The 15,664-nt window shown below is 61.4% G+C and carries 18 protein-coding genes; 9 read left to right on the top strand and 9 right to left on the bottom strand.

Translation table 11 applies throughout. From position 1 onward, the window contains the following. Nucleotides 1-4 precede the first annotated feature (4 nt). From slmA to ACYPYQ_RS10390, 3 genes are all read left to right on the top strand, one after another. Nucleotides 5-592, top strand: a complete 588-nt coding sequence (slmA, locus tag ACYPYQ_RS10400; RefSeq protein ID WP_459723762.1) for a nucleoid occlusion factor SlmA — start codon at nt 5-7, stop codon at nt 590-592. 205 nt (nt 593-797) lie between these two features. Beyond that, nucleotides 798-2,333: a 2-isopropylmalate synthase gene (locus ACYPYQ_RS10395; RefSeq protein WP_459723761.1), complete on the top strand. Its 1,536-nt coding sequence runs from the start codon at nt 798-800 to the stop codon at nt 2,331-2,333. 15 nt (nt 2,334-2,348) lie between these two features. Beyond that, nucleotides 2,349-2,630 (top strand): hypothetical protein, encoded by a 282-nt coding sequence (locus ACYPYQ_RS10390; protein ID WP_459723760.1) that lies wholly within the window; start codon nt 2,349-2,351, stop codon nt 2,628-2,630. On the opposite strand, the gene ACYPYQ_RS10385 is transcribed toward ACYPYQ_RS10390, so the two are convergent. Next, nucleotides 2,627-3,295 (bottom strand): HugZ family pyridoxamine 5'-phosphate oxidase, encoded by a 669-nt coding sequence (locus tag ACYPYQ_RS10385; protein WP_459723759.1) that lies wholly within the window; start codon nt 3,293-3,295, stop codon nt 2,627-2,629. The genes ACYPYQ_RS10390 and ACYPYQ_RS10385 overlap by 4 nt on opposite strands. Before the next feature lie 29 nt (nt 3,296-3,324). On the opposite strand from ACYPYQ_RS10385, the gene ACYPYQ_RS10380 reads away from it, so the two are divergent. The 3 genes from ACYPYQ_RS10380 (at nt 3,325) to ACYPYQ_RS10370 (ending at nt 5,661) form a co-directional block, all read left to right on the top strand. Further along, nucleotides 3,325-4,542, top strand: coding sequence for a YihY family inner membrane protein (locus ACYPYQ_RS10380; RefSeq protein ID WP_459723758.1), 1,218 nt, complete (start codon nt 3,325-3,327; stop codon nt 4,540-4,542). A gap of 79 nt (nt 4,543-4,621) precedes the next feature. Continuing rightward, nucleotides 4,622-5,209 (top strand): YqhA family protein, encoded by a 588-nt coding sequence (locus ACYPYQ_RS10375; protein WP_459723757.1) that lies wholly within the window; start codon nt 4,622-4,624, stop codon nt 5,207-5,209. Continuing rightward, nucleotides 5,209-5,661 carry a TlpA family protein disulfide reductase gene (locus tag ACYPYQ_RS10370; protein WP_459723756.1) on the top strand — a complete coding sequence of 151 codons (453 nt, stop codon included), beginning with the start codon at nt 5,209-5,211 and terminating at the stop codon, nt 5,659-5,661. The genes ACYPYQ_RS10375 and ACYPYQ_RS10370 overlap by 1 nt, the downstream gene beginning before the upstream one ends. Here the strand turns inward: ACYPYQ_RS10370 and ACYPYQ_RS10365 are convergent, their stop codons facing one another. Together ACYPYQ_RS10365 and ACYPYQ_RS10360 are read right to left on the bottom strand one after the other, a co-directional pair. Continuing rightward, a complete protein-coding gene (locus ACYPYQ_RS10365) occupies nt 5,662-6,171 on the bottom strand; it encodes a lytic transglycosylase domain-containing protein (protein WP_459723823.1) in 510 nt (169 codons plus the stop codon). A 179-nt stretch (nt 6,172-6,350) separates the two neighbouring features. Continuing rightward, on the bottom strand, nt 6,351-8,060 hold the full coding sequence (locus ACYPYQ_RS10360) for a proline--tRNA ligase (protein ID WP_459723755.1): 1,710 nt from the start codon (nt 8,058-8,060) through the stop codon (nt 6,351-6,353). Between the two features lie 121 nt (nt 8,061-8,181). Between ACYPYQ_RS10360 and ACYPYQ_RS10355 the strand changes: the two genes are divergently transcribed. The 3 genes from ACYPYQ_RS10355 to ACYPYQ_RS10345 are packed head-to-tail and all read left to right on the top strand — an operon-like array spanning nt 8,182 to nt 10,289. Then, on the top strand, nt 8,182-8,682 hold the full coding sequence (locus ACYPYQ_RS10355) for an RNA pyrophosphohydrolase (RefSeq protein ID WP_459723754.1): 501 nt from the start codon (nt 8,182-8,184) through the stop codon (nt 8,680-8,682). Between the two features lie 28 nt (nt 8,683-8,710). Continuing rightward, the gene (locus ACYPYQ_RS10350) at nt 8,711-9,307 is read left to right on the top strand and encodes a CBS domain-containing protein (RefSeq protein ID WP_459723753.1); all 597 of its coding nucleotides are present in this window, start codon (nt 8,711-8,713) and stop codon (nt 9,305-9,307) included. 52 nt (nt 9,308-9,359) lie between these two features. Beyond that, the gene (locus ACYPYQ_RS10345; RefSeq protein ID WP_459723752.1) at nt 9,360-10,289 is read left to right on the top strand and encodes a PEGA domain-containing protein; all 930 of its coding nucleotides are present in this window, start codon (nt 9,360-9,362) and stop codon (nt 10,287-10,289) included. Nucleotides 10,290-10,347: 58 nt separating this feature from the next. On the opposite strand, the gene dut is transcribed toward ACYPYQ_RS10345, so the two are convergent. From dut to ACYPYQ_RS10315, 6 genes are read right to left on the bottom strand one after another with little or no spacing between them, the layout of a single operon-like run. Continuing rightward, nucleotides 10,348-10,797 (bottom strand): dUTP diphosphatase, encoded by a 450-nt coding sequence (gene dut / locus ACYPYQ_RS10340; protein ID WP_459723751.1) that lies wholly within the window; start codon nt 10,795-10,797, stop codon nt 10,348-10,350. Beyond that, nucleotides 10,794-12,008, bottom strand: a complete 1,215-nt coding sequence (coaBC, locus tag ACYPYQ_RS10335) for a bifunctional phosphopantothenoylcysteine decarboxylase/phosphopantothenate--cysteine ligase CoaBC (RefSeq protein WP_459723750.1) — start codon at nt 12,006-12,008, stop codon at nt 10,794-10,796. The genes dut and coaBC overlap by 4 nt, the downstream gene beginning before the upstream one ends. 41 nt (nt 12,009-12,049) lie before the next feature. Beyond that, on the bottom strand, nt 12,050-12,865 hold the full coding sequence (gene mutM, locus ACYPYQ_RS10330; RefSeq protein WP_459723822.1) for a bifunctional DNA-formamidopyrimidine glycosylase/DNA-(apurinic or apyrimidinic site) lyase: 816 nt from the start codon (nt 12,863-12,865) through the stop codon (nt 12,050-12,052). Continuing rightward, nucleotides 12,865-14,190 (bottom strand): GldG family protein, encoded by a 1,326-nt coding sequence (locus ACYPYQ_RS10325; RefSeq protein ID WP_459723749.1) that lies wholly within the window; start codon nt 14,188-14,190, stop codon nt 12,865-12,867. Before ACYPYQ_RS10325 ends, mutM begins: the two co-directional genes overlap by 1 nt. Further along, entirely contained in the window at nt 14,190-14,921 is a 732-nt protein-coding gene (locus tag ACYPYQ_RS10320; RefSeq protein WP_459723748.1) for an ABC transporter permease subunit, read from the bottom strand. Before ACYPYQ_RS10320 ends, ACYPYQ_RS10325 begins: the two co-directional genes overlap by 1 nt. Further along, nucleotides 14,918-15,592, bottom strand: a complete 675-nt coding sequence (locus ACYPYQ_RS10315) for an ABC transporter ATP-binding protein (protein WP_459723747.1) — start codon at nt 15,590-15,592, stop codon at nt 14,918-14,920. The genes ACYPYQ_RS10320 and ACYPYQ_RS10315 overlap by 4 nt, the downstream gene beginning before the upstream one ends. Between the last annotated feature and the right edge of the window lie 72 nt (nt 15,593-15,664).

Below are 15,664 nucleotides of genomic sequence, written 5' to 3'. Positions count from 1 at the left end.
AAGGATGGCGACCAAACAGACGGGCGAACGGAAATTGCAGATCTTGCAGACCATTGCCGAGATGCTGGAGCAACCCAAGGGCGAGAAGATCACCACCGCCGCTTTGGCGGCGCGCCTGCAATTGTCCGAGGCGGCGCTGTACCGCCATTTCGCCAGCAAGTTCATGATGTACCAGGGGCTGATCGATTTCATCGAGCAGACCGTGTTCGGCCTGATCAACAAGATCGCCACTGAAGAACAGGACGGGTTACGGCAGGTGGAGGGTATTCTGGCACTGCTGCTGGGCTTCGCGCAGAAGAACCGCGGCATGACGCGCGTGCTGATCGGCGACGCGCTGGTGAACGAGGACGAGCGCCTGCAGCAGCGTATCAACCAGTTCCTCGACCGTGTCGAGACCACGCTCAAGCAATCGCTGCGCATCGCCTCCTCGCAGGGCGGATTGTCGGCGGATGCCGACGTCGGCGCACATGCCAACCTGTTGCTGTGCTACGTGGTCGGGCGCTGGCAGCAGTTCGGCAAGAGTGGCTACAAGCGACTGCCGCTGGAACAGTGGCCGCAGCAGTGGGCGATCATGCTGCAGCAGTTCAAGTAAGCACGGTTGCGGCCCCCAATAAAAGCCGCTATATTGCGGGCCATGCATTTCTCCCGCCACATCTCGCTTTTGCATTCCACCTTCAGCCTGCTGGCCGCGCTGAAGCTGCGCCCGCGCGCAAACTGAACCCACCCCCACATGTATCAAAGCAGGCGGCTCGGTCGGTGAGAGCCGTGGATGAACAATTGCGATGGAGCTACACAAAATGACTGACAAACTGATCATATTCGATACCACCTTGCGCGACGGCGAACAGAGTCCGGGCGCTTCCATGACCAAAGAAGAGAAGATGCGCATCGCGCGCCAGCTGGAGAAGCTGGGCGTGGATGTGATCGAAGCCGGTTTCGCCGCGGCCAGTCCCGGCGACTTCGATGCGATCAAGTCCATCGCCGAAGTCATCAAGGATTCCACGGTCTGTTCGCTGGCACGCGCCAACGAGAAGGATGTGCGCGCGGCAGGCGAGGCGATCAAACCGGCCAAACGCGGGCGCATCCACACCTTCATCGCCACCTCGCCCATCCACATGCAGCACAAGTTGCGCATGACCGAGGACCATGTGGTGGAACGCGCGGTGCAGGCCGTGAAGTGGGCGCTGGAATACACCGATGATGTGGAGTTCTCCGCAGAGGACGCGGTGCGCTCGGAGATGGATTTCCTGGTGCGTGTGTTCGATGCGGTGATCAAGGCGGGCGCGAAGACATTGAACGTGCCGGATACTGTGGGTTACAGCATCCCGGCCCTGTGGGGCGAGCGTTTCAAGGAGCTGATCGCGCGCGTGCCGAACAGTGACAAGGTGATCTGGTCCACCCATTGTCATAACGACCTGGGTATGGCTTCCGCCAACTCGCTCTCTGCCGTGTTGAACGGCGCACGCCAGGTGGAGTGCACCATCAACGGTCTGGGCGAGCGCGCGGGCAACGCCTCGCTGGAAGAGATCGTGATGGCGGTGCGTACCCGTCGCGACGTTTTCTCTTGCGATTGCCGCATCGATGCCACGCAGATCGTGCCGACTTCCAAGCTGGTGTCCAGCATCACCGGTTATCCGGTGCAGCCGAACAAGGCCATCGTGGGGGCCAACGCCTTCGCGCACGAATCCGGCATCCATCAGGATGGCGTGCTCAAGCACCGTGAGACCTACGAGATCATGCGCGCCGAAGATGTGGGCTGGAGTACCAACAAGTTGACCCTCGGCAAACTGTCCGGGCGCAATGCCTTCCGTACCCGCTTGCAGGAACTGGGTATCGTGCTGGAGAGCGAGGACGCCTTGAATGCCGCGTTCGCCCGCTTCAAGGATCTGGCCGACCGTAAGAGCGAGATCTTCGACGAGGATATCCAGGCACTGGTGAGCGACGAGGAAGTGACGCAAGTGAGCGAGCATTACCGGCTGGTAGCGATGGGAGCCCATTCAGAGACCGGTGCCCTGCCGGTGGCGCGGGTCGTGCTCAATGTCGGCGGGAAAGAACAGCATGCCGATGCGCAGGGCGGTGGACCGGTGGATGCCACGTTCAAGGCGATCGAACAGATCGTGCAGAGCGGCACCGAGTTGTTGCTGTACTCGGTGAACAACATCACCAGCGGCACCGATGCACAGGGCGAGGTGACCGTGCGTCTGTCCAAAGGAGGGCGTGTGGTGAACGGGCAGGGGGCCGATACCGACATTGTGGTCGCTTCAGCGAAGTCCTATCTGAACGCTCTGAACAAGTTGCACGCCGGGACCGAGCGTGCGCATCCGCAGGTGTGAAGCGGGATGAGGCCGGTGCGTGAACGGAGCCGGTATCCGACCCTGATGCTCGGGTGGATGCTGGCTGTGTTCGCGGCATCTTCATCGGCCGCGCCTTTGGCTGAAGCAGCCGTCCAGACTCAGGCAGTCCCGCCTTCGAAAGGGAAAGCGGTGCTCTACATCGAGAATATCCCGGAAACTCACCCGCAGGATCAGAAAGCCTTGAAAGCGCGGAAGGCCAGGCAGTTTCCGGCTGAAGCGCTTCCGCCGACAGTCAGCGAACCGCCGCCGCTGGAGTTGAAAGGCGTGCGCGGTTAAGCAGATGCAGTGCGGATGGCGCTGAGGGCGTCAGCCGAGCTGAGCGCAATCTCTTTGAAATCCTGGCGTCGTGTTTTGCCGGCCTGCATCAGGTCGCAACCGTCGCAATCGACCCCTATCCACAAGCTGTCGGCATTCTGGCTGTGGCTGTTCAGTTCCGCGAGCAAGCCATCCTCTTCATCCATCAGCGGGTATCTGGAAACCAGATAGCGTTCGCCCTTGACCCAGTGGATGTCGCCGAAACCGCCGATGTAGCGGATCGCCAGTGGTGTGATGCGGTAGAAATTGAAGTCTGCCATGTCGTAATAGGTCTGCGCTTCCGGGAAGTAACGCAGATAGCGTTTGCCGCAACGCTCCCTGTCCTGCTGGAACACAGCGTGCCCGACCACGGTGACACGTCCCTGTGTCTGGATGTGCGGATCATCCTGATTGTGGGTGATCAGGCTGACGCGCGAATCGCCGAGGATGTTTTTGGTGTGTTCCGCCAGTCCGCTGATCAGGATCAGCAGGCTGCCATCATGGTCGACCAGATAGGGCGTGATGGAGGTGAAGGGGTGGCCGTCGAATTTTTTTGAAAGCGTGCCGAGTGCGCCGTAGCGGTGGGCACGCAACAAGCGGCGCGCCATGCTGCCGTGGTCTTGTTGTGCGGTTTTGTCGGTTATCATGCGCGCATTGTATGGAGTCTGGCTGGAATATGGAACGTCTAAAACAGGATGTGCTGGATGCACTGCGTTTCTTGCGCTTCGTCGCCCTGCGACTGCGCGATGACCGCTGTATGGAGATGGCGGCCAGTCTGACTTTCACCACGCTGCTGTCGCTGGTCCCGCTGATCACCATCATGCTGACGGTGTTCTCCGCCTTCCCGGTCTTTTCGGACATGGCGGCCGAGATCAAATCCTTCTTCCTGTCGAACATGCTGCCCGAGACCGGTGGCAAGATGATCACGCGCTACGTCGAGCAGTTCGCGGAAAGTGCATCGCGCCTCACCGCGATGGGTATCGCCTTCCTCGGTATCGCCGCGATGATGCTGATGATGACGATAGACAACGCGTTCCATCGCATCTTCCGCGTATCCAGGCAGCGCAAGCTGTTGCAGCGCATCCTGGTGTACTGGGCGGTCATCACGCTCGCCCCGCTGCTGGTCGGGGCCAGCCTGTCGTTGACTTCCTGGCTGACCGGCCTGTCCGTCGGCTATGCCAAACATGTGCCGCCGGGCGGGCTCGCGGTCTTGAAGGTGTTCCCCGTGATACTGACGGCTGCGGCGTTCACCATGTTGTTCAGTGTCGTGCCCAATCGCTATGTCCCGATCCGTCATGCGCTCATCGGTGGTGTGATCGCTGCGGTCGCCTTTGAGTCCATGAACATGGCGTTCGCCTACTACATCACCCATTTCCCGACATACAAGCTGGTGTACGGGGCTTTTGCCAGCCTCCCGATCTTCCTGTTGTGGATATACCTGTCCTGGCTGATGCTGCTGTTCGGGGCCATCATCTCGGCGGCGATCCCGCACTGGCGCAGCGAGCATGCCGTCAGGAAAGATCAGGTGACCCAGCTGTATTTCGCGCTGCACATGCTCAAATTCATGGATGAAGGGCTGAAGAGCGGGGAAGTGCAGGTGTTGCAAGGGCTGTCTCGCAGGCTACGTATCGGTTACGAAGAGGTCGAGCGCATCCTGCAAAGACTGAGCGACGCGAAGATCGTGGGCAAATTGTCGGATCAGGGCTGGGGAATGGTGCGTGCGCCGGAATATGTCATGGTGTCCGAACTGATGCGCATGTTCCTGCTGGATACCTCCAGCTTGCCCAAGCAGGCCAGCGATCCGCATATCGATGCCTGGTTCAAGGTGCTGGAACAGCGCTTGTTCCAGTCCGAGCAACAGACGCTGCGCGACCTTTGGGAGACGCGGCTCTGAGCGGTTGCCGCCGGGAGGCATTTCGGTTCTAATGCGCGCCGTTCGAATCCCGTAACATGTACTGATCAGGAGAGATGCAATGAAATTCTTTGAACAACTGTTCGAGGGCGCGCTGTGGAACAGCCGCTTCGTCATCATGGCCGCGGTGGTCGGCAGTCTGCTGGCGGGCTTCGCCATCTTCTACATGGCCACGGTCGACGTGATAAACCTGTTCCAGCATGCCTTGCATTATGGTGATGCTTCGCTGAGCGACGAGGCGCGCAAGGCCCTGCACGACAGCATCGTGTCGCACATCGTGGAAGTGGTGGACGGTTATCTGCTGGGGACGGTGATGTTCATCTTCTCGCTGGGACTGTACGAGCTGTTCATCAGCGACATCGACCAGGCTCACGGCAGCAAGGCATCCAGCAAGATACTGGTGATCAACAATCTGGACGACCTGAAGTCCAAACTGGCCAAGGTGATCCTGATGATCATGATCGTTACGCTGTTCGAGGAAGCGATCACCATGCATGTCGAGAGTCCGCTCGATCTGGTGTATTTCGGTGCCGCCATCGCGCTGATCTCGCTGGCGCTGTACCTGACGCACGCTGCGGACGGGCATTCTGGCGGGCATGATGCGGACGCGACTGACATCGGACATGACGACCGGAAAAGCGGTCACTGATGCGTCGTCTGTTTTTGCTGTTGCTGTTCCTGCTGGTCGCGACCCCGGTCGCGGCCGGCAGCTTCAGTTTCAAGGACCTGCAGGGAAAGACACAGCGCCTGTCCGATTACAAGGGCAAATGGGTGCTGGTCAACTTCTGGGCGACCTGGTGTCCGCCCTGTCTGGAAGAGATCCCCGATCTGGTCGACCTTCATGAAGCCCATCGGCGCAAGGATCTGGTGGTGATCGGCGTGGCCCTCGACTCCACCGAGAAATCGGTACGCGAGTTCGTGACGCGCTTCGCTATCAGTTATCCGGTGGCCGTCAGTGACTATGACCAGGCGGCGCAGGTGGGCGAAGTGAACGTGTTACCCACTTCGTATCTCTACGATCCCCAAGGCGAGTTGGTCAGTTATCAGGAAGGCCTGTTGACGCGCAGCAGCGTCGAGTCCTACATCAAACGCCGTCCGTGATCAGCCCTCATGGCGCGGCGAAGCGAACGGCGAATGCCAGTGTTTTTGCCAAGCTGATTTGACCAGATTGGGATATTTGGACTTTCCGAGGCTGCCGTTGTAACGCCCGAGCGCGCGGTACAGATTGCCTTTCTCGATATCCAGATAGTGGCGCAGGATGGTGCAGCCGTAGCGCAGGTTGGTGCGCAGGTGGAACAGATTGTGTTCGCTGGAACCGATAGCTTTGGTCCAGAAGGGCATCACCTGCATGTAACCGCGCGCGCCGACTTTCGAAACCGCATATTTCTTGAAGCCACTCTCCACTTCGATCAGACCCAGCACCATATGCGGGTCCAGTCCGGCGCGCGTCGCCTCGTAATGCACGGTACTGAGGAAATCGAACCGGAAGTCCGCGTCAGGCATGCGTTTCTCCAGACGCCGCGACATCTCGTCCAGCCAGGTCTGCGCCTCCTGCTGCGACGCAAAGGCCAGTTTGGGCGCGGCCTGGTCGGACACGGCGCGCTGCAACATGGCTCGTACGCTGGCGGACAGTTTTTCCTGTTTCTGAGCGCCGGCGTGCGCGGCGAGCGGCAGGCAGAGCGCGAAAGCAAGGACCAAGGGTACGGGATTCAGGATTCCGGGAGATGCGAAGCCGCGGGGCGGCGTATTGGCGTCCCCGAATCCCGAATCCTGAATCCTGAATCCTGTTTTCATAGTTTTGATTGTACGAGCTTGAGCACATCTTGCAAGGCGACGACTTGTGCGGCATCGTCCTTGCGGCCCTGATATTCCACGTTTTTTTCCTTCAAGCTGCGGTCGCCGATCACGATGCGGTGCGGGATGCCGATCAGCTCCAGATCGGCGAACATCACGCCGGGACGCTCGTCGCGATCGTCCAGCAACACTTCTATACCGGCTGTTTGTAACTCGGAATAGAGCTGGTCGGCGGCGGCTTTCACCGCCTCGCTCTTCTTGTAGCCGATCGGCGCGATGGCGACCTGGAAAGGTGCCATGCCGGCCGGCAGCGCGATGCCGCGTGCATCGAAGTTCTGTTCGATGGCCGCGGCCACGATGCGCGATACGCCGATACCGTAGCAACCCATCTCCATGACCTGTGTCTTGCCGTTCTCGTCCAGATAAGTGGCTTGCAGTGCTTCGGAATACTTGGTGCGCAGCTGGAAGATGTGGCCGACTTCGATTCCTCGGCACAGTTCCAGCGTGCCTTTGCCGTCCGGTGACGGATCGCCCGCCACCACGTTGCGGATGTCCGCGACCAGATCCGGTTCGGGCAGGTCACGGCCCCAGTTGATGCCGGCGGTGTGGAACTTGGGCTTGTTGCTGCCGGCCACGAAGTCGCTCATCGCGGCGACGGTGCGGTCCGCGATCACGCGCGCTTGGCGGCGGTCGATGCCGACCGGGCCGAGGAAACCGGGCGGGCAGCTGAAGAAGGCGCGGATCTCGTCCTCGCGCGCGAAGCGGAATTCGGACAGGCCGGGCAATTTGTTGACCTTGATCTCGTTCAGGCTGTGGTCGCCGCGCAGCAGCAGGATAACCAGCTTTTCTTCCGCAACGATGGCCAGCAGTTTCACCGTGCGTTGCAAGGGGATGCCAAGCAGTTCGGCCACTTCTTCGCAGGTGGTCTGGCGCGGCGTGTCGACTTCGCGCATGGTCTCGCAGGCAGCTGCACGAGGCGCAGTCGGCGCCAGCGCTTCGGCCAGCTCCACGTTGGCGGCGTAATCCGAGTCCGGGCAGAAAGCCAGGCCGTCCTCGCCGGAATCGGCCAGCACGTGGAACTCGTGCGAGCCGGAACCGCCGATGGCGCCGGTGTCCGCCGCCACGGCGCGGAACTGCAGGCCGAGGCGCGTGAAGATGCGCGAATAGGTGTCGTACATCACCTGATAGGTCTGCTCCAGACTACTGAAATCCGCATGGAAGGAATAGGCGTCCTTCATCACGAACTCGCGCGCGCGCATCACGCCGAAACGCGGACGCACCTCGTCGCGGAACTTGGTCTGTATCTGGTAGAAGTTCAAGGGTAGCTGGCGATAACTCTTCACTTCGCGTCGCGCGATGTCGGTGATGACTTCCTCGTGGGTGGGGCCGAAGCAGAACTGGTGATCATGCCGGTCGCGGATCTTCAACATCTGCGGGCCGAACACATCCCAGCGTCCCGTCTCCTGCCACAGTTCGGCGGGCTGCACGGCCGGCATCAGCAGTTCGATGCCGCCGCTGTTGTCCATCTCTTCGCGCACCACGGCCTCGACTTTGCGCAGCACGCGCAGGCCAAGAGGCATCCAGGTGTATAAGCCACTGGCGAGCTTGCGGATGTAGCCCGCGCGCAGCATCAGGCGGTGGCTGGGCAGTTCGGCCTCGGCAGGGGCTTCCTTGAGAGTGGAGATGAAGAATTTTGAAACGCGCATGTTATCGACTCGTGGGGCGTAAGTAAGAGGGCGCGATTCTACTGCAAGCTGCCAGCCCCGTCTTTCCCGCAGGGCTGAAATGTGGAACAATCGGGCCATCGAAAAATGTATGGGGCGAATCATGATAGACCGAGAAGGTTATCGCCCGAACGTCGGCATCATTCTGACCAACGCAAAGAATCAGGTATTCTGGGGCAAACGAATCAGGCAGGACGCATGGCAGTTCCCGCAGGGGGGTATCCAGCACGGTGAGACGCCGGAACAGGCGATGTACCGTGAGCTGCACGAGGAAGTGGGCCTGCAAGCCTGCCATGTGAAGATACTGGGCCGGACCCGGGACTGGATGCGTTACGATGTGCCGCAAAGTTGGGGCAAGTCGCGCTCGCATTATAAGGGTCAAAAGCAGATTTGGTTCCTGTTGCGTCTGACCGGACGGGACTGTGATGTGTCCTTGCGCGCGTCAGGACATCCCGAGTTCGACGCCTGGCGCTGGACCGAATACTGGATAGAGTTGGACACCGTGATCGATTTCAAGCGGGATGTATATCGTTCGGCACTCAACGAACTGGTGCGTTTCCTGCCCGCCTTGCGCGGACAGGAACATCTGGCAACACAAAAATAGCACTCGTCCACTTCACACAGGAGGAATCATGATCACCCAGTACAAGCCGTTGACATCTGCAGTATTGAAAACCGGTTCTTCCTTCGTGCGCCCGACCCAGTCCTTGCCCGAGCGTGTCAAGCTCAGCAATCCTGCCACGGACGTCATGACCGACCTGTCCAAGGTCTCGGTGGTCAGCGTGCGTGCCAAGACCTCGATGGACAAGGCCAATGCCAAGATGATCAAGTACGGCGTGCGCATGCTGCTGGTGCTGGACGACAACGAGCAGATCGCCGGCCTGATCACCGCCACCGACGTGCTGGGCGAGAAGCCGATGCGCTTCCTGCAGAACATGGGCGGCACCCATGCCGACATCATGGTGCGCGACATCATGACCACGCAGCGCGAGATGGAAGTGCTGAACATCGAGGACGTGAAGAAGGCCAAGGTCGGTGACGTGGTGATGACGCTGAAGGCGGCCCATCGCCAACACTCGATGGTGGCTTCGACGGCGCCCGACGGAACGCAGACCATATGCGGCCTGTTCTCCATCACCCAGATCGCCCGCCAGCTGGGTGCACAAGTGCAGAACTTCGAGCTGGCAAGCACTTTTGCCGAGATCGAAGCGGTCATCGCCCAGAGTTAACATCGCTCGCCCGCTTTCCGGGCTTGTGTCAGCAAAGTATAAGGAACGCTCAATGTTGAAATCGCAGTGGCTATTCCCCGGATTGTTTCTGGTTGCAATGCTTGCAGGCTGTGCGGGGACGCAGGAGCCGGGTAATGCCATCTATATGCATATCGGCGACAAACCTTCCCCCAACGCCCGCCAGCAGAAATATCCGGTGATGGTGCGACTGGCGGCGTATCAGGATGCGCGCGATGTATCCGATCCGCACCTGCTGGGCGTTGCGACGACCCGCGTGCTGGGCATGACGGGCAAGGACATCATGCTGGATAGCGAGGTGGCGGCAGCGGTCGGTGCCAGCATGAAGAAACGCCTCAGCGACGATGGATTGCAATTCGTCGAGGCCGACCAGGCGCAGTACCAGTTGGGCGGTGTGGTCAAGACGCTGGCGGTGGACATCAAGGATCGTGATCAACTGAGCATCGCCATCGAATCTACCTTGACTGAGACCGGCAGCGGGCGGGTCGTCTGGTCGGGCGTGGTGACCGAGAAGAAGGAGCGTTATGCCGGGGTCATGGGTAACAGCAAAGGAGACGTCGCCAACTTCCTGAAAGCCGGATTGGATGCGGTCGCGCACAAGACCAGCGAGTCCATCCTGTCCGTGCTGATGGCGACGCGTCCCGAGCTGTTCGGTGTGGCGGGTGTGGCCAAGGTTGTGCCGGGTGTGACGGTCTATACGGGCGCACCGCCGACCATCGCAGCCCCGCCAGCCGTGGCTACCGGGCCGGTAGCCGCGACAGGCGTGCTGGCACTGACTTCCGAGCCTGCCAACGTCAAAGTCTATGTCGACGATGTCTATTACGGCCTGACGCCGCTCGATGCCGAGATGCCCGCAGGCATATATCAGTTGCGTTTCGAACTCGATGGCTATGGCAAGAGCAGCGAGAAGGTATCGGTGCGCAGCGGTGACCGCACCGAACTGAAGGTCAAGCTACACCGGTGAGTATGGGCCGGCCAGAAAAAAAGCCCGCGTGATGCGGGCTTTTTCATTGGGACAGGGGTCAGTGCTTGCCGGTGCTGCCGAAACCCCCTGCGCCGCGATGGCTGATGGGGAATTCTTCCACGATATTGAACTGCACCTGTGCCACAGGCACGATCACCATCTGTGCGATACGTTCCATCGGCATCAGTTCGAACGGGTGAGAACCGCGGTTCCAGACCGAGATGAAGATCTGTCCCTGATAGTCCGAGTCGATCAGGCCGACCAGATTGCCGAGCACGATGCCATGTTTGTGGCCGAGGCCGGAACGGGGCAGGATCATCGCGGCGTAGTGCGGGTCGTTGAGGTGCAGCGCAACGCCGCTGGGAACCAACTCGCATTGCCCCGGCCGAATGGTGACGGCATGGTCTATGCAAGCGCGCAGATCGATGCCGGCAGAGCCCGGTGTGGCGTACAGCGGCGGATGATCGTGCAGGCGCGGGTCGAGTATCTTGACGTCCACTTTCTTCATTGCGATTTCCCTTTCTTGTAAAGCATGGCGGCATGCCGCAACAGGGCGCGTGCCAGTGACAATTTGTCGGTGCGCGGCAATACATGTTCACCCGCATCGTCGAACAGCACGAGTTCGTTATCCTCTGCACCGATGGCATCCTGAGCCAGATTGGCGGCCAGCAGCGGGATGTTCTTCTTCTTGCGCTTGGCCGTGGCGTGCTCGCGCAGTCTCTCGCTTTCGGCGGCGAAGCCCACGCAGAAAGGGGGAGGGGTCTGGCTGGCGACCCAGCCGAGGATGTCGGGATTAGGTATCAGTTCCAGATGCAGGTTGGCATCGCTCTTCTTGATCTTCTGTGTACTCGGTTGCGCCGCACGATAATCGGCTACGGCGGCGACGCCGATGAACATGTCGCTCTGCGGCACAGCCTGCTGCACTGCCTCGAACATCTCCGCTGCGGAAGTGACATTCCGCACTTGCGCGCCGGGAGGCGGTGCAAGCGCAACAGGTCCTGAAACGAGTGTGACCTGTGCGCCCATCTCTATGGCGGCCTGCGCGATGGCATAGCCCATCTTGCCGCTGCTGCGATTGGTGATGCCGCGCACCGCGTCGATGGCTTCATAGGTCGGGCCGGCGGTGACGAGCAGGCGCACGCCTGCAAGCTCACCGGAGCGTTCAGTCGACAAGGCGTCCAGGATGTCCTGTGCCAGAGCTTCCGCTTCCAGCATGCGTCCCATGCCTTCCTCGCCGCAGGCCTGCACGCCGCTGACCGGGCCGAGCAGCGTCACGCCGTCCGTGGCCAGTTGCCGCACGTTGCGCTGTGTCACGGCATTCGACCACATCTGCCTGTTCATGGCCGGTGCGACCAGTAGCGGGCAATCGCGCGCCAGGCAAAGCGTGGACAGCAGATCGTCCGCCAGGCCATGCGCCAGCTTGGAGATGAAGTCGGCCGTGGCCGGAGCGATCACGATCGCATCGGCCATGCGACTGCTGTGGATGTGCGACATGCCTTTGTCATCCTGCCATTGGTCGAGCAGGACGGGCTGGCCAGTGAGCGCCTGCAGGGTGGCGGGGGTGATGAAGTGTGTCGCGGCGTCGGTCATCGCCACCTGCACCGTGACACCCTGTTTGATCAGCAGGCGAGCCAGTTCGGCGGCCTTGTAGGCCGCGATGCCGCCGGTGATGCCGAGCACGATGCGTCGCTGGGGAGTGGCTGGTGTCATGTCGCGCATCTTAACAAGAAAGTATGGCTTATGCGGGTGTGGCGGCCGGGTCAATGCTGGCAGTGCGGGCAATAGAAGGTCGAGCGTTGTCCTTGCCTGATGACGCGGACCGGCGTCCTGCAGCGGTGGCAAACTTCGCCGCCGCGCCCGTAGACGAAGTAATGCTGCTGGAAGTAGCCGCTCGAACCGTCGCTGTGGATGAAGTCGCGTAGCGAACTGCCCCCCTTGTCGATGGCGGCGCGCAACACCTCCTGCACGGTCTGCACCAATATCGCGCAACGGGCTCGCGACAGCCGCTTTGCCGGAAGTTGCGGGCGGATGCCGGCACGGAACAGCGCCTCGTTGGCGTAGATGTTGCCCACGCCGACCACCAGGTGGTTGTCCATCAGTGCCAGTTTGATCGCGGCGCTGCGCGAGCGGGTGGCGCGGTACAGATAGTCTGCGTCGAAAGCCTCGCCCAATGGCTCCGGTCCGAGCGTCACCAGCAATGGATGTTCAAGGATGTCCCCTTTGTGCCACAACACGGCACCGAAGCGTCGCGGGTCGCGCAGGCGCATCAGTTTGCCGTTGTCCAGCACGAGGTCGAAATGGTCGTGTCTTTCCGGCGGAGTGCCGTGCGGCAGGATGCGCAGGCTGCCGCTCATGCCCAGATGCAGGATCAGCGTGCCGTGTTCGAATGCAATCAGCAGATATTTCGCGCGGCGCTGCAAACCGAGGATCGCGCGGCCTCGCAACAGCGAAGGCAATGCGGCGGGTATCGGCCAGCGCAGTTGCGCATTGCGCACGATCACGTCTTGCACGAGTGCCCCTTGCAGGTGCGGCGCGATGCCGCGCAGCGTGGTCTCGACTTCGGGTAACTCGGGCATCAGGCGGCGCGATGTCTGCGCCACCACAGCAAGCCGCCGATGGCGACCATCAGCAGCGGCAGCGCGAGCAGCAGACTGTAGGTGAACACGGTCAATTGGAGCTTGCTGAAGGTGAGGGCACCGTCCTTGGCCGTATGCGGGGCGAGCGTGATGAACTGTTCGTCGCCCGCCAGCCAGTTCACCATGTTCATGCCCAGATCCAGGTTGCCGCCGTTGCCCGAATATGCGTTCGACAGGAAGGCACCGCTGCCGACCACCACGATGCGCTGCTCATGTCCGGGGTCACCGCGCTGCAGGGAGACAGCGAGACTGAACGGGCCGGGGACATCCTGCGTCGCATCGAAGCGCAGGTCGCGCCGCTGGCTCACCCAGCCGTTGGTCGCGCCTTCAACCAGGGTGTGGCGCACCCAGTCCGGATTGTCTTCCGCGTTCAGCGCGGTGGCATACGGGAATGCGGTGATCAGGTCGAAATCGCGCGTGACGGCGTGCGGCGGGTAGCCGCCACCCAGCGTCCAGTCCGAAGGGGCGTTCAGTTGCTGCGCTGCGGGGTCGACGATCATGCCCGGCAGCGGGTCGATATGCAGTCGTTCGGCCAGACTCTCCAGGCCGCGCAGAGGCTCGGCATCCAGCAGCCACAGCAGGTTGCCGCCGCGTTCCACGAAGCGCAGCAGTTTGGCGCTCTCACCCTTGAACAGTTTGTGCTGTGGCTGGGTGATCACCAGCAGGCTGATGTTGTCGGGCACCTCCGGCGCGACGGTCAGATTGAGCGGGGAGACGCGGTAACCGTTCTGCACCAGTCTGCGCCCGAACTCGCCCAGATCATGGTTGGCGTTGCCGTCCAGCTTGCGTTCGCCATGGCCGGTCACATACATCACCCATTGTTCGCGGTTGCGGGCCAGGCGCATCAGGGCGCTGGTCAGCGTCTGCTCGTTGAGCGTAGTCAGGTGCTCGCTGCGGCCGGCGTAATGCACCACCATCTCGCCGTTGCCGCGTATGCCGGATTTTCGCAGCGCTTCTGGTTCCTTCAAGGGGTCGATGAAAGTGAGGTGGATGTCGGATTTATAGCGCTGGTACAGCGCGACGAAATCGCTCACCAGCTTGCGCACATCGCCTTGCTGAGCATCCTGCCCGGTGGCGAAGACGGTGATGTCCAGCGGCTGGTCGAGCTGGGCCAGGATATGCACGCTGCCTTCTTCCAGGCTGTTCAGCGCGTTCTGCGTGAAGTCGTGCTGCAAGGGGAAGCGTGCGGCCAACTGGAACAGTGCGACGCAGGCCGCGAGCAGGACGATGTAGAACAGGCTGCGATAGACCAGCGGACGGTTCATCAATGGCCTCCCCGTTCGCGGCGCAGATGATGGATGGTCAGCAGCAGGAAGAAGACGCAGAACAGGATGAAGTAGACGATGTCCGCGCTGCTGAGCAAGCCCGAGTTCAGATTCTGGAAATGCGTGTTGGGCGACAGCGCGCGCAAGGTGCCGCCCGCCATCTCCAGCAGCCACAGCGCGACCGAGACAGCCAGTGCGGTGAAGGCCGCAACCACCGGCTGGCGGCTGATGGCGGAAAAATACAGGCCGAGTGCGGCATAGGCGGCGGCGAGCAGCCACAGGCCGAGCAGGTTGCACAGGATCAGCCCGGCATCGGCAGCTGTGCCCAGCGCCAGCAGTGCCATCATCGCCACGGCAGCCAGGATGACGAGGGATAGCAGCGCCAGCAGACCGGCGAACTTGCCGAGCACGATCTGTGCGGAAGAGAGCGGGGAGGTCGACAGCAGCAGCCAGGTCTGGTTGCGCCGCTCTTCCGCGATCAGGCGCATGCTGAACAGGGGCGTCAGCATCATGAGCAGCAGTGCGAGCAGATTGGCGAGCGGCGCGGCGATGGAGATGGTCGCGCCCGGCGCGTCGTCCATCTGTGCCAGCTGCGTTTGTACTTGCAGGTAATCGTCCAGGCGCGCCAGGAAGAACCAGCCGAGGATGAACTGCAGCAGCGCCAGCATCATCCAGGTCGATGGCGCACTGAACAGGGTGTGCAGGTCTTTGCGGGCGAGGATGCGGATCATGTCGGCGTACTTCCCGCATCGGCGTTCAGGCGCAGGAAGCTCGATTCGATATCGCTCTGTGCGCGCAACTCGTCCAGCGTGCCGTTGAAGATCGCGCGCCCCTCGCGCAGGATCACGGCGCGGTCGCAGACTTGCTCGACCTCGTGCAGCAGGTGGGTGGACAGGATCACGCTGCTGGAATCCCCAAGTTCGCATATCAGGTCGCGGATGTCGCGGATCTGCGCCGGGTCGAGGCCGACCGTGGGTTCGTCCAGGATGACCACTGCCGGTCGGTGGATGATCGCTTGGGCGATGCCCACGCGCTGCTGGTAGCCTTTGGAAAGGTCACCTATCAGGCGGCGTCCGTGATCAAGCAGGCCGCAACGTCTTTTCGCCAGTTCCAGATGTTCGGACAAATGTGTCTTGTCCAGCTTGTGCAGGCGGGCGGCGAACAGCAACTGGTCGTCCACGCGCATGTCGCGATAGAGCGGGGGATGCTCGGGCAGGAAGCCGAGGCAGGCCTTGCCCAGGTCCGGGCGTCGAGACAGGTCGAAATCGCAGACCTCGACCTTGCCGCTGTCGGGTTGCAGCGCGCCGGACAACATCATCAGCGTGGTGCTTTTTCCGGCACCGTTGTGGCCCAGCAAACCCAGCACCTCGCCCCGCCGCAGCTCCAGGGACACATCGTCCACGACCCGGTGTCTGCCGTGTGAGCACACCAGATTCCGGGCGGAAAGCGTAGTTGGGGCGGGCATGGAGGGTGG

The organism is Sideroxyarcus sp. TK5, from assembly GCF_054601595.1.
Note: the sequence above shows the minus strand (reverse complement) of the source record. Positions and strands in the feature narration are given on the sequence as shown.